Origin of the sequence: Methylophilus sp. YYY-1 (genome assembly GCF_029132825.1) — a bacterium.
GTDB classification, from domain to species: domain Bacteria; phylum Pseudomonadota; class Gammaproteobacteria; order Burkholderiales; family Methylophilaceae; genus Methylophilus; species Methylophilus glucosoxydans.
Map to the genome: position 1 here is coordinate 13,212 of NZ_WOVG01000001.1, position 17,063 is coordinate 30,274.

General features: G+C 53.0%; 15 protein-coding genes. 12 read left to right on the top strand and 3 right to left on the bottom strand.

The window, feature by feature from the left end; genetic code table 11:
- Position 1 precedes the first annotated feature (1 nt).
- From sdhC to GOC95_RS00075, 6 genes are read left to right on the top strand one after another with little or no spacing between them, the layout of a single operon-like run.
- Positions 2–394, top strand: a complete 393-nt coding sequence (gene sdhC / locus GOC95_RS00050) for a succinate dehydrogenase, cytochrome b556 subunit (RefSeq protein WP_194746975.1) — start codon at positions 2–4, stop codon at positions 392–394.
- Positions 395–400: 6 nt separating this feature from the next.
- The gene (sdhD, locus tag GOC95_RS00055) at positions 401–754 is read left to right on the top strand and encodes a succinate dehydrogenase, hydrophobic membrane anchor protein (protein ID WP_275354858.1); all 354 of its coding nucleotides are present in this window, start codon (positions 401–403) and stop codon (positions 752–754) included.
- Positions 755–764: 10 nt separating this feature from the next.
- Complete coding sequence (gene sdhA, locus GOC95_RS00060; protein WP_275354860.1) at positions 765–2,552, top strand: succinate dehydrogenase flavoprotein subunit; 1,788 nt, start codon at positions 765–767, stop codon at positions 2,550–2,552.
- Position 2,553: 1 nt separating this feature from the next.
- The gene (locus tag GOC95_RS00065) at positions 2,554–3,300 is read left to right on the top strand and encodes a succinate dehydrogenase iron-sulfur subunit (protein ID WP_275354862.1); all 747 of its coding nucleotides are present in this window, start codon (positions 2,554–2,556) and stop codon (positions 3,298–3,300) included.
- 9 nt (positions 3,301–3,309) lie between these two features.
- Positions 3,310–3,600, top strand: coding sequence for a succinate dehydrogenase assembly factor 2 (locus GOC95_RS00070; protein ID WP_194746972.1), 291 nt, complete (start codon positions 3,310–3,312; stop codon positions 3,598–3,600).
- Positions 3,597–4,727 (top strand): aldolase/citrate lyase family protein, encoded by a 1,131-nt coding sequence (locus tag GOC95_RS00075; protein ID WP_194746971.1) that lies wholly within the window; start codon positions 3,597–3,599, stop codon positions 4,725–4,727. Before GOC95_RS00070 ends, GOC95_RS00075 begins: the two co-directional genes overlap by 4 nt.
- Positions 4,728–4,786: 59 nt before the next feature.
- Here GOC95_RS00075 and GOC95_RS00080 read toward each other — a convergent pair whose 3' ends face one another.
- Complete coding sequence (locus tag GOC95_RS00080; RefSeq protein WP_194746970.1) at positions 4,787–4,954, bottom strand: hypothetical protein; 168 nt, start codon at positions 4,952–4,954, stop codon at positions 4,787–4,789.
- On the opposite strand from GOC95_RS00080, the gene GOC95_RS00085 reads away from it, so the two are divergent.
- The 5 genes from GOC95_RS00085 to GOC95_RS00105 all read left to right on the top strand — a co-directional run bounded on the left by GOC95_RS00085 (position 4,953) and on the right by GOC95_RS00105 (position 12,554).
- A complete protein-coding gene (locus tag GOC95_RS00085) occupies positions 4,953–6,602 on the top strand; it encodes an acyl-CoA synthetase (RefSeq protein WP_275354866.1) in 1,650 nt (549 codons plus the stop codon). The two genes, GOC95_RS00080 and GOC95_RS00085, sit on opposite strands and share 2 nt — an antisense overlap.
- Before the next feature lie 25 nt (positions 6,603–6,627).
- The gene (locus GOC95_RS00090; RefSeq protein WP_275354868.1) at positions 6,628–8,133 is read left to right on the top strand and encodes a fumarate hydratase; all 1,506 of its coding nucleotides are present in this window, start codon (positions 6,628–6,630) and stop codon (positions 8,131–8,133) included.
- A gap of 114 nt (positions 8,134–8,247) precedes the next feature.
- Positions 8,248–8,544 carry a hypothetical protein gene (locus tag GOC95_RS00095; RefSeq protein WP_275356363.1) on the top strand — a complete coding sequence of 99 codons (297 nt, stop codon included), beginning with the start codon at positions 8,248–8,250 and terminating at the stop codon, positions 8,542–8,544.
- Positions 8,545–8,749: 205 nt separating this feature from the next.
- Positions 8,750–11,329, top strand: coding sequence for a bifunctional aconitate hydratase 2/2-methylisocitrate dehydratase (gene acnB / locus GOC95_RS00100; protein ID WP_275354870.1), 2,580 nt, complete (start codon positions 8,750–8,752; stop codon positions 11,327–11,329).
- Positions 11,330–11,570: 241 nt separating this feature from the next.
- Positions 11,571–12,554, top strand: coding sequence for a crotonase/enoyl-CoA hydratase family protein (locus GOC95_RS00105; protein WP_275354872.1), 984 nt, complete (start codon positions 11,571–11,573; stop codon positions 12,552–12,554).
- 41 nt (positions 12,555–12,595) lie between these two features.
- Here the strand turns inward: GOC95_RS00105 and GOC95_RS00110 are convergent, their stop codons facing one another.
- Positions 12,596–14,788, bottom strand: coding sequence for an ATP-binding protein (locus GOC95_RS00110; protein WP_275354874.1), 2,193 nt, complete (start codon positions 14,786–14,788; stop codon positions 12,596–12,598).
- A gap of 233 nt (positions 14,789–15,021) precedes the next feature.
- Between GOC95_RS00110 and GOC95_RS00115 the strand changes: the two genes are divergently transcribed.
- Entirely contained in the window at positions 15,022–16,137 is a 1,116-nt protein-coding gene (locus tag GOC95_RS00115; RefSeq protein ID WP_275354876.1) for a DUF2914 domain-containing protein, read from the top strand.
- A 75-nt stretch (positions 16,138–16,212) separates the two neighbouring features.
- On the opposite strand, the gene rlmJ is transcribed toward GOC95_RS00115, so the two are convergent.
- Positions 16,213–17,049, bottom strand: coding sequence for a 23S rRNA (adenine(2030)-N(6))-methyltransferase RlmJ (rlmJ, locus tag GOC95_RS00120; protein WP_275354878.1), 837 nt, complete (start codon positions 17,047–17,049; stop codon positions 16,213–16,215).
- Positions 17,050–17,063 lie beyond the last annotated feature (14 nt).

Genomic DNA, 17,063 nt, shown 5'->3' on the forward strand with positions numbered 1-17,063 from the left:
CATGATTGTTAAAAAGCAGAAAAAACAGCGGCCCAAGAATCTGGATTTATTCACGATCCGGCTGCCGGTCAATGCCGTGGTGTCTATCATGCATCGGGCCAGTGGCGTTGCACTGTTTTTGATCCAGCCCTTGCTGTTATGGACCTTGTATCTGTCATTGTCTAGCGCTGCGGGCTATCAAAGCGTGGCCGGCCAATTGCAAACATGGCCAGTCAAGTGTCTGGTCACGGCCTTGGCCTGGGCGTTTTTTCATCATTTTTATGCAGGTATTCGTCATCTGGCGATGGATGTGCACTGGATGACCACCCTGCAAAAGGCAAGGTTCTCCAGCCGCGTTGTGCTGGGATTGGTGGCATTCACCATGTTGTGGATGTTATGGGCGATTTGGGGTTGAGTCAGCATGCTATTTGAACTGCTTACGGCGAAATACCCTGGCATGCGTCGCTGGCTGACGCAGCGGCTGTGTGCCTTGTCCATGGCCTTGGGGCTGTTGTTATTCTGCATGCGGCTGCTGTGGTTGTCGCCAGCAAGTTATCACGACTGGGTGGCCCTGTTTGCGCCCTGGTGGTGGCGCCTGCTGACACTGTGGTTTTTTATCTGCATGTTATTGCATGCGTGGCTGGGTGTGCGTGATGTGCTGCGGGATTATGTGCCGCATCTGGGCGTACGGTCGGTGCTGCAACGATTGGTAGATATTGCGGTGTGGGGAAATGCATTCGCAGTATTGTGGATTTTATTTGGAATGAAGATTTAAGGTGAATGGCATGACCAAGACAGCGCAGGGGACAGGTGCAAGCAAACTACAGCATCATCAGGTAGATGCCGTCATCGTCGGCGGTGGTGGGGCTGGCTTGCGTGCGGCTTTGCAGCTGGCGGAATCCGGCGCCGATGTCGCTGTGCTGTCCAAAGTGTTCCCCACCCGTTCACATACCGTGGCGGCACAAGGCGGCATTGCCGCCGCGCTCGGTAATGTGTCTGACGATAATTGGTTGTGGCATATGTATGACACCATCAAGGGCTCGGATTACCTGGGCGACCAGGATGCGATTGAGTTTATGTGCCGCAATGCGGCCAAGGCCATTATTGAACTGGAGCACTTTGGTATGCCGTTCGACCGCCTCGAAAATGGCCGCATCTTTCAGCGTCCGTTTGGCGGCATGACCCGCAATTTTGGCGAGCAAGCCATTTCGCGGACCTGTGCTGTGGCGGACCGCACCGGCCATGCCATGCTGCATACGCTGTATCAGCGCAACGTCAAGGCCAACACTCAATTCCTGATTGAGTGGTTTGCCCTGGACCTGATTCGGGATGCCGATGGGGATATCTTGGGCGTGATCGCGCTCGAAATTGAAACCGGCGACATTCATGTGATTCATGCCAAAGCCACCATGCTGGCCACGGGTGGCGGTGGCCGCATCTTCCAGGCCAGTACCAATGCCTATATCAATACTGGGGATGGTTTGGGCATGGCCGCGCGCGCAGGGCTGCCGTTGCAGGATATGGAGTTCTGGCAGTTTCACCCCACCGGGGTATTGAATGCCGGCGTATTGATTACCGAAGGCGTGCGCGGCGAGGGTGGTTATCTGGTGAATAGCGAGGGCGAGCGCTTTATGGAGCGCTATGCGCCCAATGCCAAAGACCTGGCTAGCCGCGATGTGGTGTCACGCGCCATGGCGACCGAGATTAAAGATGGCCGCGGCGTTGGCAAGCATAAAGACGCGGTGTACCTCAAACTAGATCATTTAGGGGAAGACATCATCAGCAAACGCTTGCCTGGCATCCGCGAGATTGCCAAAACCTTTGCCGGTGTAGACCCAACCCAGGCGCCTATCCCGGTGGTGCCGACCGCGCATTACATGATGGGTGGCGTGCCCACCAATCTGGATGGTCAGGTTGTGGTACATGACGGCCAGTCTGAGCGTGTCGTTAATGGTTTGTATGCGGTGGGCGAATGTGCCTGCGTCTCTGTGCATGGCGCCAATCGTCTGGGCTCTAACTCTTTACTGGATCTGGTGGTGTTTGGCAAAGCGGCAGGTGACAAAATGGCGGCGGAGATTGCTGCCAACCGTGCGCACAAGCCGCTGCCAGCGAATGTCGCGGATGCAACGCTGGCACGCGTTAACCGCCTTGAAAATGGCGGGGGCGAGAAAGTGGCTGAGGTGGGCTTGGCGATGCGCCAGACCATGCAAAAACATTGCGGGGTATTCCGTTTTCCTGATTTATTGGCCGACGGCGTAGACGCCATCAAGCAGGTGGCCCAGCGTGCCGGGCAGTTAAGAATTGCTGATACAAGCAAGGTGTTTAACACGGCCAGGGTCGAAGCGCTGGAGCTGGATAACCTGCTGGAGGTGGCGCTGGCGACCATGCAAGCGGCCCATGCGCGCCAGGAAAGCCGCGGCGCCCATGCCCGTGAGGATTATCCCGAGCGTGACGATACGCATTGGCTCAGTCATTCGCTGTATTTTGCCCGCGAGCAAAAGCTGCTGTACAAGCCAGTGCGCCTCAAACCATTGACTGTAGAACCATTCGAGTTGAAGAAAAGGGTGTATTGATATGCGTTTCTCTATTTACCGGTTTAACCCCGATGTAGACAAAAAGCCCTATATGCAGGACTACGAAGTCACGCTGGAAGACAGTGACCAGATGTTATTGGACGCGCTAATGCGGATTAAAGAACTGGACGAAACGCTCAGTATGCGCAAGTCCTGCCGTGAAGGGGTGTGTGGCAGTGATGCCATGAATATCAATGGCAAAAATGGCCTGGCCTGTATTACCAAACTCAGCGATCTGCAAGAACCTGTGGTACTGCGTCCCATGCCTGGCTTGCCTGTGATTCGCGATCTGGTCGTGGATATGACGCAATTCTTTGATAACTATCATTCGGTGATGCCTTATTTGCAAAACCACGACACGCCGCCGGAAACCGAGCGCCTGCAAAGCCCGGAAGACCGTGCCAAGCTGGATGGCTTGTATGAGTGCATTTTGTGTGGGGCTTGTACGACCTCTTGCCCCAGCTTCTGGTGGAACCCGGACAAATTTGTCGGTCCGGCAGGGCTGATGCAGGCTTACCGCTTTATTGCCGACAGCCGTGACCAGGAACAGGATGCGCGGTTGGAGAATCTGGAAGACCCTTACCGTTTGTATCGTTGCCACAACATCATGAACTGTACCGATGTCTGTCCGAAAAAGCTGAATCCAAACGCTGCCATTGCAGCGATTAAAGACCTCAAGATCGAAAAAGCCAAGGCCCATCAAGACAGCAAGCCGGGTAAGAAGATCTTTAGTATCAAAGTGTTATAGGGGGAAGCCATGCTGAATGCTGAAATTTTACGTGACGCCGAGCAGCGGCGACTGACCTGGCGCTGCCGCCGCGGCATGCTGGAACTCGATATCGTATTGCAACGCTTTGTCAGTGAGCAATTTGGCAGCCTGACACTGGCAGAAATGGAGCAACTGGATGCCTTGCTTGAACTGCCAGATAACGTGTTTTGGGATTTGATTCAGGGCGTAAAAGCCCCGACTGGAGACCTCAAGCCTATGGCAGCCCTTCTTCAAAAATTGAGTGCGAGCCGACCTACGGCAGAACAGGAAACCAGATGATTCAGCATATGGGAGAAGAGCCGATTGCACTGGATGCCAGTGCCTTGGGGGATTACTGGCCAGGCATACAGTTGTATTACCCGCCAGTGAAATATGCGCCCAGCCTGGGCATTTATGAAGACATGGAGCAGGCGGCCAACCGCATGGTCAAGCATGCGCACTTTACCAATGCGCATACGCTGATTTTTGACCTGGAAGATGGTTGTCGGCAGAAAGAAATGAGCCGCACCTTGCTGCGGCAGGAGCTGCCCAAACTGCGCAAGGTCAATGAGCGCGTCACCATTGCCATCCGCGCCAACTCCTTCCGTACCGATGAGTACGAAGAAGACATGAAGCTGGTACGCGACATGGGCGAATTTATTGATGTTGTCATGCTGGCCAAGGCGGGTGAATCCTACGGTGCCGCCGAGGTGCGTGATCTGTCTAGCTTTTTGTTGAGTATCAACCCGCAAATCACCATACAGCCGATTATCGAACACCCGAAATCGCTCAAGATTGCCCCAGAACTGATGCAATACGACACTGTAAAACATGTGGTGTTTGGTATTCATGACTTCTCCAAAGCACTGGGGATTCATATCACCCCCGAGCATTGGATAGAAGAGCTGTTCTATTTTATTAACCAGCTGATTTTTGAAGCCAGGATCGCCGGTAAAGGTGTGATTGGCGGTGTGGAAACGCTGATTGGCAGCAATATCATGCCAGATAAGTTTGTCGAGCCGCACGACGTGCGTCGCTGGCTGGATTTGCATGGCGATAACGAGTCGCGCGTGGTGTACAAACACGCTTGCCAGGAAGCGGCCATGGGCCTGACCGGCAAGCAGGTGATCCATCCCGGGCATATTCATTTGTGTAAAACCGCTTACACGCCATCGCCTACCGAGATCAACCAGAAGGTGGCGATTTTGAAAGCGGCGATTGAAGCCGATGCCTTGTTGGGTGGGGCGATCAAGTTTGAAGGCGAGATGTTGGATCCACCCATGTTTGGTAAGGCCTTGCAAACTTTGCTGAGAGCGCATGCCTTGCGCGCGCTCAAGGTCAGCGATATGGAGTTTGCCTTGCATGTGCTGCAGTTGATGCCGGCGCAGGTAGTACGCCAAAACTGGCCCTACGGCATTCTGCTTTAAATCAATGGCTGCGCGGGCGAATCACGGCGTTGCGCGGTACTCGAAATCCTCATGTACTTTTAGTACATTCCGGTTTCTGTGTTCCGTGCGCCTTGTGCTTCATCCCGCTCGCTCATTGATGAGCGTTTAAGCGTCATTGAAGATTTAAAAAGCATTTTCAAAAGAAATGCATATAACAGCATCGCATCAACCATGCGTGCATAGAGTGATTGGAAAGGTTTGAACATGACACAGTTAGCCCCTTATCCACAATGGCAATGGGACATCCCTGAGTTTTTCAATATCGGGGTGGCTTGTAGTGACCGCCATTTAGGCACCGCCAAGGCGGATGAAATTGCCATGATTGTGGAGGATGACAGTTTTGGTACCAGCATCATCACCTTTGCCGAGTTGGCGGCCAGGACAGACCGTTTTGCGCAGGTGTTGCGTGGATTGGCTGTCAAGCCAGGGGACAGGGTACTTATTCGCCTGCCGAACAGCCTGGATTACCCGACGGCCTTTCTCGGCACCATGAAAACCGGGGCGATTTCCGTGCCGACGTCTACTTTGCTCACTGCAGAAGAGGTGGCTTATCTGGCCAAGGATTCCGGCGCCGTGGTCCTGATAACTGACGCGGCCGCCTGGCAGGCGATGTCTGCCAAAATGCAGCAGAATATCGCGCAAACACCCCATTTGAAGCATGTCTTGCTGACACAGTTATCCGGGGAGGTCTCGCCCGTGGATGGGTTTAATGTCGTATCGCTGGAGGCAGCCCTGGCGAATGTGACTGACGCAGCGCCCGCCTATACCACGCGGGCAGAAGATCCGGCTTATTTGGTCTATACCTCAGGTACGACTGGCTATCCTAAAGGCGTGTTGCATGCGCATCGTGCCTTGTTGGGGCGCCAGCCAGCCGCCAAATACTGGTTTAATTATAGTGACAGCATGCAAGACCGCATCATGCACTCCGGTAAGTTTAACTGGACCTATGTGCTGGGCACTGGGCTGATGGACCCGTTATACCTGGGTAAAACCGTGATTGTGCATGAAGGCAAAAATGATGCGCAAAAGTGGCTGGAGCTGATTGCCAAACACAAAGCCACCATCTTTATTGGTGTCCCGACCATTTACCGCCAGTTATTGCAAAAAACCACCGCTATACAGGCAGATATTCCCAGTGTGCGTCACTATATGAGTGCGGGCGAGCATTTGTCGGACGAAGTGTTAACGCAATGGCGTGAGCGTTTTGGGTTGGATATTTATGAAGCGGTAGGCATGAGTGAGTTTTCCTACTATTTGTCACAAAGTGTGTATCGGCCGATTCGTGCGGGCTCTGCCGGTTTTCCGCAACCTGGGCACCAGATTGTCTTGCTCAATCCCGACACACGGGAGCCGGTGGCCGAAGGCGAGGAGGGCATGATCAGCGTGCCGGATAATGATCCTGGGTTGTTCCTGAATTACTGGAACCTGCCGGAAGAGACCACCAAATACAAGCATGATGGCTATTTCTTTACCGGCGACTACGCCAAGTATGATGCCGATGGCTATCTCTGGTTTTTGGGCCGTAAGGATGACATTATCAAGAGCTTTGGCTACCGCGTTTCGCCGTATGAAATCGAGCGCGTCTATAAAGGCCATCCGGCCGTGGCAGATTGCGCGGCCGTCGGCGAAGAGATTGAAAAAGACAAACTGCTGGTGGTGATTTATGTGATCCCCAAACCGGATGCCGAGATTGCGCCAGAAGACCTGATGGTCTTTGGCAAGCAGCATCTGGCGGCGTATAAAGCACCGAAAACAGTCTACCTGGCCAAGGAGTTCCCACGCACCAAAAATGGTAAAATCTTGCGTAAAGATGTGAGTCCTGCCATTGCTTATCAGAAAAGCAATGCGCGCTAAAACGCCCGCCTGAGAGACCTAGAACATGGCCCTGATTAAAACCCAAGACTTTATCGAGAGTATTGCCGACGCCTTGCAATATATCTCGTACTATCATCCGGAAGACTACATCCGGGCACTGGCCGCGGCTTATGCACGCGAGGAATCGGTGGCAGCCAAGGATGCGATTGCCCAGATTTTGACCAACTCACGCATGTGCGCCGAAGGCAAGCGTCCGTTATGCCAGGATACCGGCATCGTGGTGGCCTTTATCAAGGTTGGCATGCATGCCAGGTTTGAAGGCGACATGACGCTGGAAGCCATGGTTAATGAAGGCGTACGCCGCGCCTATCTGCATCCTGACAATACGCTGCGCGCTTCCATCGTCAACGATCCGGCCGGGACACGCAAAAACACTAGAGACAATACGCCAGCGATTACCCACGTGGAAATGGTCGCAGGGGATAAGGTCGAAGTGCAGGTGGCAGCCAAGGGTGGCGGCTCCGAGAACAAGTCCAAACTGGCGATGCTGAACCCGAATGAAAGCATTGTCGATTGGGTGCTCGAAGTGGTGCCGGAAATGGGCGCAGGTTGGTGTCCGCCAGGCATGCTGGGCATAGGCATAGGCGGCAGCGCCGAAAAAGCCATGTTGTTGGCCAAAGAGTCATTGATGGCGCCGATCGATATTCAGGCGTTGCAGGCACGAGGCGCGCAAAACCGCATTGAAGAGTTGCGGCTGGAGTTGTATGAGAAGGTCAATCGCTTAGGCATAGGCGCACAGGGTTTGGGTGGCTTAACCACGGTACTCGATGTGAAAATTCTCGATTACCCCACCCATGCAGCCAGTTTGCCGGTGGCGATTATCCCCAACTGTGCCGCCACCAGACATGTGCACTTCACGCTGGATGGCTCAGGGGTGGCGGTGCTGACCCCGCCCAGCCCTGAGGTTTACCCTGATGTGCATTGGGCACCCAGTCCGCAAGCCAAGCGCGTCAATCTGGATACCCTGACGCGCGAAGAAACCCAGCGCTGGAAAACCGGCGACACGCTGTTGCTAACCGGCAAGATTCTGACCGGTCGTGATGCCGCGCATAAACGGATTCAAACCATGCTGGCCAAGGGCGAGCCCTTGCCGGTGAATTTCACCAACAAGTTTATCTACTACGTCGGCCCGGTCGATGCCGTGCGCGATGAGGCGGTAGGCCCTGCTGGCCCGACCACCGCCACTCGGATGGATAGCTATACCGACATGATGCTGAACACCGGCTTGCTTGGCTCCATCGGTAAAGCTGAACGCGGTGACGAAGCGCTGACTGAGATTGCCAGACACAAGTCGGTCTACCTGATGGCGGTTGGTGGTGCGGCTTACCTGGTCAGCAAGGCCATCAAACATGCGCGCGTGTTGGCATTTGAAGATTTAGGCATGGAGGCCATCTATGAGTTTGAAGTGGAAAACATGCCGGTGACGGTGGCAGTGAGTGCCGATGGCGATTCTGCGCACAAGAGCGGCCCAGCCCTCTGGCGCAAGAAGATTGCGCTCAAAGCGGTTTAATGTGCTTTCCATCACAGAACATGCGCACGATTTGCTAAACACTACGTCATACTACTAAGCGTCAGAATGGGGGTAAGTATGATAAAAGGATTAAAAGCAAATACAGGTGTCAGCATGTGTTGCGCCGTTGCGCTGATGATGTTGACTGTGCAAGCGTACGCAGAGTCTGCCCTGGAGTATTTTACGGATAGCACTGGCAAATATGCCGGACCGAGTCTGGAAGACCAGGTGGCGTTAATGGATACCGACCATAATGGTTTTGCCGATGTGTTTGAGGTACGTGCCTACCTGGAAAAGCAACATGGCAAGGGCTATCAGAAAGAACTGCTCGATAAATGGGAGTCCTCTGCTGCTGGCAAAAGCTGCAGTACCCCGTTTGCCAAGCAACTTTACGGAGACAGTACACGCTGACAGCGTTCGTAGTGTTGTTTTGATGCTGACAACGGCTGTCATTTTGATCAATTGCCAGAATGTTACAAGCAGTTAACATTCTGGCGGAGGGAGTGCATTATAATCAAATCAAAAGAATGCCTCGCGGCCAGTGGTTAATACCGGCCCATTCCCCGATTTTCGTTTTATTGCCCAAATTTGATTTATTAAATAGAGCCTACACATCATGTTAGAAGCATACGACACCCACGTAAAAGAGCGCGCTGCGCAAAACCTTCCTCCCTTACCCCTGAACGCTGAGCAAGTGGCCGCCCTGGTTGAGTTACTCAAGTCTCCTCCAGCCGGGCAGGAAGCCTTGCTGGTGCATCTGCTTGAAAACCGCATTCCGGCCGGTGTAGACCAGGCGGCGTACGTCAAAGCGGCCTTTTTGGCCGATATTGCCAATGGCAAGGCCAGCTCACCCTTGATCAGCGCTGAAAAAGCCGTTGAGCTGCTGGGGACCATGCTGGGTGGCTATAACGTGCAGGCACTGGTGGCTTTACTGGATACGCCCATGGCGGCGCATGCCGTGAAGGCCTTGTCCACGACCATCCTCATGTTTGATGCCTTCCATGATGTGGATGCCAAAATGAAGGCCGGTAACACGCATGCCAAAACATTGATGCAAGCCTGGGCAGAGGCACAATGGTTTACCAGCAAGCCAGCGCTCAAAGATGAGATCAAAGTGGTGGTGTTCAAGCTGGATGGTGAAACCAACACCGATGACCTGAGCCCGGCGCAAGATGCCTGGAGCCGTCCCGATATCCCGTTACACGCCAAGGCGATGCTGGTCAACCGTATGTCTGATGGCCTCAAAGTGATTGAGGACCTGAAGCAAAAAGGCCTGCCATTGGCTTATGTAGGCGATGTGGTCGGGACAGGTTCTTCACGCAAATCTGCCATCAACTCAGTGCAATGGTGGATGGGCGACGATATTCCGTTTATCCCCAACAAGCGCACGGGCGGCGTGGTGATTGGCAGCAAGATTGCGCCTATCTTCTTTAACACGGCTGAAGACTCTGGTGCCTTGCCGATTCAATGTGATGTCTCCAAACTGAATACGGGTGATGTGATTGTCATTAAGCCGTTTGAAGGCAAAGTGTTGTCTGAAGCGGGCGAGGTTCTGGCCACATTTGAAATGAACCCGGTTACCCTGGCGGATGAAGTGCGCGCCGGTGGCCGCATTCCGCTGATTATTGGCCGCGGCCTGACTTCAAATGCCCGCAAAGCGCTGGGCTTGGGTGAGACCGATCTCTTTATTAAAGCGGTGCCTGCCAAAGATACTGGCAAAGGCTATACGCTGGCGCAAAAAATGGTGGGCCGTGCGTGTGGCCTGCCTGAAGGCATGGGTGTGCGACCAGGTACCTATTGCGAACCTAAAGCCACCACCGTTGGCTCTCAGGATACCACAGGCGGCATGACGCGTGACGAGCTCAAAGAGCTGGCCTGTCTGGGCTTTAGTGCCGATCTGGTGATGCAGAGCTTCTGCCATACCGCGGCCTATCCAAAGCCGGTTGATATCAAGTTGCAGCACGAGCTGCCAGAGTTTATGTCCAGCCGTGGCGGTGTCAGTCTGCGCGCTGGCGATGGCGTGATCCACTCCTGGCTCAACCGTATGATTCTGCCGGATACCGTGGGTACGGGTGGTGATTCGCATACCCGTTTCCCGATTGGCATCAGCTTCCCGGCCGGGTCTGGTCTGGTGGCTTTTGCCGCAGCAACCGGGGCGATGCCACTGGATATGCCTGAGTCGGTCTTGGTGCGCTTTAAAGGTGAAATGCAACCAGGCATCACCTTGCGTGACCTGGTGAACGCGATTCCTTATGCGGCCATTCAGGAAGGAGCCTTGACCGTCGGCAAGCAGGGCAAGAAAAACGTGTTTAACGGCCGCGTGCTTGAAATTGAAGGCTTGCCTGACCTCAAGGTCGAGCAAGCGTTTGAATTGGCTGATGCCTCGGCGGAGCGTTCCGCCAACGGTTGCACGGTGCTGCTGAACAAAGAGCCGGTGATCGAATTCCTCAATTCCAATATCGTGCTGATGCAGAACATGATCGAAAACGGGTATGCCGACGCACGCACGCTGGAGCGCCGGATTGCCAGCATGAAGGCCTGGCTGGAAAAACCGGAGCTGTTGCAGCCTGACAGTGATGCCGAATACGCCCACGTAATCGAAATTGATCTTAACGAAATCAAAGAGCCATTGGTGGCCTGCCCGAATGACCCGGATGACATCAAGCCCTTGTCAGCCGTAGTGGGGGACAAGATTGATGAGGTGTTTATCGGTAGCTGCATGACCAATATCGGCCATTACCGTGCTGCTGGCAAGGTGCTTGAAGGCGCAGGTGGCATCCCAACCCGCTTGTGGATTGCCCCACCGACCCGCATGGACGAAGCACAACTGCGTGCCGAGGGCGTTTATTCCACCTTTGGGGTGGCAGGAGCCCGTACCGAAGTGCCAGGCTGCTCGCTTTGCATGGGTAACCAGGCACGCGTGGCGGACAAGGCCACCGTGTTCTCGACCTCTACCCGTAACTTTGATAACCGTATGGGCAAGGATGCTCGCGTCTATCTGGGCTCTGCCGAGCTGGCGGCGGTGTGCGCCAAGCTGGGGCGCATGCCGACCATGCAGGAATATATGGACACCTTGGGCAGCAAGCTGACCAATACTGCCGAGATATACAAATATCTCAACTTCAATCAGATGACGCAGTATGCAACCTCACTGGAAAACAGTAAAAAGATTATTCCGATCAAAGAAACGGTATAAGGGCTTAATCTTCAAGTACAACAAGGGGGTGCAAGCCCCCTTTGTTTTTTATCAGCGTCGTTCTTTTGTTTTCTGCTGTTGTTTTTCCAGCCGCACATTTGCTTGCAACTGTAAAAGCGGTAACGGCGATATTCGCAGGTGATCTGTTTTGATTATGATGTATTGGCTGTAAGCAATGATGGCTGCGGCTAGCACAGCCATTCATTGGTTTAACAGGTTGCCAATATCCAAGGAGAAACCCATGAAATCGTGCGAACAAACACTGCCTTACCTCCCTCAACAACGCTTGCTTGCTCATGATTACGGCCAGGTGTACTGCCGTTATGATGAAAAATCGCAGGCATTGTGGACTTATCTTTCTCAGCCGCAACGGATTCCGTGCATCAATCACGCCTTGTTGCTGGACTTGCATGCGCACCACCATGATATCGAACGCAGTGGCGGTTATGTTGAGACCGCGAACGGGGCGTCATTGCCGATCCGCTATTCGGTATTTGCCTCTGCCACGCCCGGCTATTTTAATATGGGTGGCGATCTGCAAAAGATGGCTGCTGCCATCCGCCAACAGGACCGGGCGCAACTGGAGGCCTATGCCAGACTCAGTATAGACGTGGTGGCACAACGCGCTTTCCGCTTTCAACTGGCCAATGTCACCAAAATTTCACTGCTGCAAGGTGAGGTGTTAGGGGCAGGCATAGAAGCGGCTTTAACCAGTGATGTGTTGATTGCAGAGCGACAGGCTGTGTTTTGCTTTCCCGAGCTATTCTTCAACATGATTCCAGGTATGGGCGCTTACAGCCTCATTGCACGCAAAGCGGGCATGGCAGTGGCTGACAAGATGATTTTGGGGTGCGAGCGCTATAGCGCGGAAGAGTGCCTGCAAATGGGGTTGATCGATATGGTGGTCGAGCAAGGGGAAGGCGAGCAGGCCGTACGCACCTTTATCGATAAAAACAATAAACATGCCGCAGGGTTTTTATCCGCACAAAAAGCCAAGGAAAAAATTCATCCGCTAAGCTATGATGAATTGACGGCGATTGTGCAGCTTTGGGTTGAAAATGCCTTGCAACTCAGTGAGCGCGACTTGAAAGTGATGGACCGTTTTTATCGTGCGCAGTCACGCTTATTTCAGCCAGTGCCTGCAGATCAGCAGAGAGAAGCTGTGCTGACACCGTCCACTGAAAGTGAGGCGTTCTTCGTGCATGACCGCGTTGTGAACCAATAAGCGTGTGCTTGATATTTGGGGATGCCTGGCGCTTGCACTAGCTATTTTTTTGACCGCTTGGATGAAAGCTTGTCTCGCTGTTGCATAAGCTGGCCACGGGTTTCTTCGTAGCAGTCTGCAACTGCCTGATATAGCAGGGAAATGGTCGAGGCATCCTTCATGTTTAAGCCCAGCAGGCGACGACTGTGCTTGCTCAATGGAATCAGGCCCATGTTGGCGGATTCCCCAGCCAGGCTGTGCGCCAGGGTATGAACTTGAGCAAAGTTGAGGTCCATGCATTGCTTGCCTAAGTCGCGGACCAGGTCATCTGTTGTCTCAATAAACTCGCGGATAAGTTTGTTTAAAAACGCCTCGCTGCCACCGAGCTTGAGCAAGTGCGCCATACGGTCTTGATCCAGCAGCGGCTCGGTCATCGGTGCAATGGTCGGGATACTTTCTGCGGTTGCCGAGGGATGCGCATCTGCTGGCGATTGCGCTTTGCCACGTTTTTTCGAAGCGGCTGTGGTGACGGCAAGCGCCTCTGCGCCTGCTTGCGTGTCCAGCGTGCTTGTAATGGCTTCCACCAAAGTTTGAATCTGGCGCGACACCACTGGCTTGGTCAATACCTGATAGACCCCGGCGCGCAAACAGCGATCCTGTGTGGCTTTGGTGGCATCGGCGGTGAGGATCACGGTACGGATAGGCTGACTGCCCGGCAAGGCATGATAGATCCTGAACACCTCCAGGCCATTCATTTCCGGCATGTTGTAATCCAGGATCATCAGGTCAAACTGATGCTGCTCCAGCATATCAAGCGCGGCATCACCGTTGTCCACGGATTTCACCACACAGTGCATTCTTTGCAGGGTCTCATTCAGGATCATCCGGTTGACCACATTATCATCTGCAATCAGCACACGGATTTTTTTGCGGAATCGGGTGTGGCTACTTAACGGCACCACATTGGAGGCGTTATCCAGGTTGATTTCGGTGCTCCTGTCAACACTGGGCGCGATTGCGTGGGTCAGGGGCAAGCTGACCTCAAACACTGTGCCTACATTTTCCTTGCTGCTGACGCTAATGCTGCCACCCATGACCTCAACCAGTTGCTTGGCAATCGTCGTACCCAATCCCGTGCCGCCATAACGCCGGGTGATGCTGCTATCGGCCTGGGTGAAACTGTCAAAAATAAAAGGCAAGGCTTCTGCCTTGATGCCGATGCCGCTATCCTGGATGCGGAAACATAACAGGCTGCGGTTGGCATACTGTTCCTGGACACTGACCGTGATCTCGACGCCACCGTGCTGCGTGAATTTAATCGCGTTGGCGATCAAATTAGTCAATATCTGCTCCAGATGATGCATGCTGCCAGAAAAGTGCCGTTCCGCTTCATTGGCGAGATTGAACTTCAACCAGAGTTGCTTGCGCTCCACTTCAAGTTGAAACACGAGGTGCAAGCGGTTGATCAAGTCTGGCAGGTAAAAAGCAATCTCTTCGAGATCGACTTTACCTTTTTCAATCTTGCTGATATCGAGCACGTCATTGATGAGCTTTTTCAGGCTGCTGGCTGAGGCTCCAACCATATTCAAGAATTCGGCTTGTTTGCGGTCAAGCTTGGTCTGTGCCAGCAGTTCACTGGCGCCAATAATGCCATTGAGCGGTGTGCGCATTTCATGGCTGATATTCGACAGAAAGTTTGTCTTTGCCTCGCTGGCCTGGTCAGCCTCTTTGGTGGCTTTTTCCAGGCTCACCAGCAACCGTAGGGCATGCGGTGGAATCAGTAACAGCGTCAGCAAAAAGCCATAAGCCAGATGCTGGTGTTCTATCCAATAAGGGTTTAAATACAAGGTTAGACTAAAGCCCACCAGACTTAGCATATAGCAGCCTTTGAAAAACTTGGTGCCATAACGCAAGCCATAGCCAATAATCAGCCACAGATAAATGCCGATAAATACGCCGGCCATCGCCCCCGAGATCATTTGCTCTAGCGAGGTGGCAGTGATGTCCATCACCATGGCGGTCCATTGCCGTTTTTCGTTTTTGGCCGGGTTGCGCAAGATGTTATACAACATCAGAAAACCAAAGCCCAGATAAATCAGACACAACAATACGGGTTCATAGCTGCTGCGATTAATCAGCAAGTAAAGCGTAATCATGCTGACAAAAAGCACGCGGATCAGTGCCTGCTCAGTTTCATAACTGACAGATTTGATCTCGCTTACTTTGTACACCAACTGCTTTACTAGGGTTCGCATGTTTGATGGGATATCAGGGTATTAGCCAATGATTAGTGAGAGAAAAACTTAACTTTATTGATAGTTAACGGCTTTTTCTTAAGATAACTTAAAGTTTAACAGGCAAGGTTTGATTATCAAAGTAAGTTTACTTTTCAAACGCGCAAAATAAGATTGTGTTTCGTGCAGCGCATGCGCAAAATACCGCCCTGATACAAAACGCTGCCTGATGACAGATGTGGAAAGTGTAATGAATGATGACTGATCAAGCGCCAGCCCTTTCAAGATGGTCACGTTGGCTCGCCCGTAGCCGCATGGCGCTGCCGATAGTGTTTTTTATCGGCGGCTTTGTCTGGGACGCGATTACCATAGGCAAAAAAGTCGCGATGTCCGACATGATCATTTTTGCCTTGTATTTGCTGGTGGCCGCTATTCTCATGTACCAGTTGGCCGAACCTTCTTCTTCCATCCGGCGGCTGGGCGAGCGGCTGTTGAGCTTCCAATGGGTACAGCACAAAGTCACGCGCTGGCCAGTGCACGATTGGCCATACTGGATATTGCAGTTTTTGTTCGGCAGTCTGTTAAGTGCCTTATTTATTCTGTATTTCAAAAGCTCCGGTGACGGCCTGGCCTGGATCATCACGCTAGTGTTAGGCGCTTTGCTGGTGGCGAATGAGTTTTTAGAGAGTGAGTATCGGCGCCTGAGCTTGTGCTGGAGTATGTTCGGCCTGTGTTTCATCCTGTGGTGTAACTTTGCCTTTCCCTTTTTGTTTGGCAGCGTGCATGCGGCTTGGTTTTACCTGAGTACCTTGCTCGGGGCGACCATCACTTATGTGCTTTACCAGCGCGCACCGCATCACAGAGGCCGAATCTGGCCGGTGTGGGCAATTGCCGGGTTGCTCATGCTGGCTTACCGGGAAGACATGATTCCGCCTGTGCCCTTGGTCAAGCAAGCTGTGGTGGTGGCCTACGATCTGGAAAAGTCACCACAAGGCTATTGGATGACGGTAGAAAAGTCGCCCTGGTGGCAGTTTTGGCGGGTGGATACCGACCATTTTTACTTGCAGCCCGGACAACGGCTGGTATGCTTTTCTGCCATTTTTGCGCCACAAGGCCTCAAAACCCATCTGGTACATGATTGGCAGAAAAAGCAGGGTGACCAGTGGGTGAGTGTCTCCACTCCAGGGTTTTCATTGACTGGCGGACGTGACAGCGGGTATCGCGGCTATACCTATAAAACCAATCTCACAACAGGCGAGTGGCGGGTGCGTATCCAGACCGGCAACCGGCAAACCATCGCCAGCCATCAATTCACCGTCACGCTTGGGCAGGGCAGGGATACGCATAAACGCATCCGTATCCGCTATTAGTGGCATGAGTGCTTGCCCATTCCAGCTCGCCTAATCAAGACTAGTTGAATCAAGTCCAGTTGAATCAAACCCAGTCTAGCGCTGTTTGCCTTCGCAACTGGCATGCGCGCCTGCATCTTGCGCTAACACTTGTGCCAGCCACGGCAGGTGTGGCTCTACCGATTGCCGCAAGGTCCATGGCGGGTTAATCACCCACATGCCACTGCCATACATGCCAAAGCCATCGGCTGAAGGTTGTTCTACATCCAGCGTCACATGCAAAAAGTCGGTGTCCAGTCGGCGCAGCTTGTCTATCATTTGCTGCGGTTCTGGGCGTTGCAAGCGCGGGTACCAGATTAAATAAGTGCCTGTGGCAAAGCGTTTCAGGCTGTCTTTAATGCAATCCACCACCCGCGCATAATCGTCTTTGACTTCATAAGGCGGATCAATCAGCACGATCCCGCGTTTGGTCGGTGGCGGCAGGCAAGCCTTGATGCCCTCAAAGCCGTCTTTTTGCTGAATCGCGATTTGCCGTTTTTGTGATGCAAATTGCTGTTCCAGCAAAGCCGCATCGGCCGGGTGTAGCTCAAACAAGCGTAATTTATCCACCGGGTTGATTAGGTGGCTGGCCAGCCAAGGTGAGCCCGGGTAAAGCATCTGCTGATCTTTATTTGCTGCAGCAATAGCCTCCAGATAGATTTGAAACGGCTCAGGCGCCTGGCTTTGCTGCAAACGCAAAATGCCATCCACGTATTCCGCTGTTTTATTCGCTACGCTACTGTCCAGGCGATACAGTCCGGCCCCGGCATGGGTATCAACCACCCAATAAGGCTTATCCTTCTGTTTAAAATAATCCAGCACCAGGCTGAAAATCCAGTGTTTTAAAACGTCGGCATGGTTGCCAGCATGAAAGGCGTGTCTGTAACTTAACATGATGATTTTCTCTA

What these genes read in the sequence shown, in the direction of transcription:
- sdhC (WP_194746975.1), top strand. Translation starts at nt 2, where the DNA reads ATGATTGTTAAAAAGCAGAAAAAACAGCGGCCCAAGAATCTGGATTTA.
- sdhD (WP_275354858.1), top strand. Translation starts at nt 401, where the DNA reads ATGCTATTTGAACTGCTTACGGCGAAATACCCTGGCATGCGTCGCTGG.
- sdhA (WP_275354860.1), top strand. Translation starts at nt 765, where the DNA reads ATGACCAAGACAGCGCAGGGGACAGGTGCAAGCAAACTACAGCATCAT.
- GOC95_RS00065 (WP_275354862.1), top strand. Translation starts at nt 2,554, where the DNA reads ATGCGTTTCTCTATTTACCGGTTTAACCCCGATGTAGACAAAAAGCCC.
- GOC95_RS00070 (WP_194746972.1), top strand. Translation starts at nt 3,310, where the DNA reads ATGCTGAATGCTGAAATTTTACGTGACGCCGAGCAGCGGCGACTGACC.
- GOC95_RS00075 (WP_194746971.1), top strand. Translation starts at nt 3,597, where the DNA reads ATGATTCAGCATATGGGAGAAGAGCCGATTGCACTGGATGCCAGTGCC.
- GOC95_RS00085 (WP_275354866.1), top strand. Translation starts at nt 4,953, where the DNA reads ATGACACAGTTAGCCCCTTATCCACAATGGCAATGGGACATCCCTGAG.
- GOC95_RS00080 (WP_194746970.1), bottom strand. Translation starts at nt 4,954, where the DNA reads ATGTTCAAACCTTTCCAATCACTCTATGCACGCATGGTTGATGCGATG.
- GOC95_RS00090 (WP_275354868.1), top strand. Translation starts at nt 6,628, where the DNA reads ATGGCCCTGATTAAAACCCAAGACTTTATCGAGAGTATTGCCGACGCC.
- GOC95_RS00095 (WP_275356363.1), top strand. Translation starts at nt 8,248, where the DNA reads ATGTGTTGCGCCGTTGCGCTGATGATGTTGACTGTGCAAGCGTACGCA.
- acnB (WP_275354870.1), top strand. Translation starts at nt 8,750, where the DNA reads ATGTTAGAAGCATACGACACCCACGTAAAAGAGCGCGCTGCGCAAAAC.
- GOC95_RS00105 (WP_275354872.1), top strand. Translation starts at nt 11,571, where the DNA reads ATGAAATCGTGCGAACAAACACTGCCTTACCTCCCTCAACAACGCTTG.
- GOC95_RS00110 (WP_275354874.1), bottom strand. Translation starts at nt 14,788, where the DNA reads ATGCGAACCCTAGTAAAGCAGTTGGTGTACAAAGTAAGCGAGATCAAA.
- GOC95_RS00115 (WP_275354876.1), top strand. Translation starts at nt 15,022, where the DNA reads ATGATGACTGATCAAGCGCCAGCCCTTTCAAGATGGTCACGTTGGCTC.
- rlmJ (WP_275354878.1), bottom strand. Translation starts at nt 17,049, where the DNA reads ATGTTAAGTTACAGACACGCCTTTCATGCTGGCAACCATGCCGACGTT.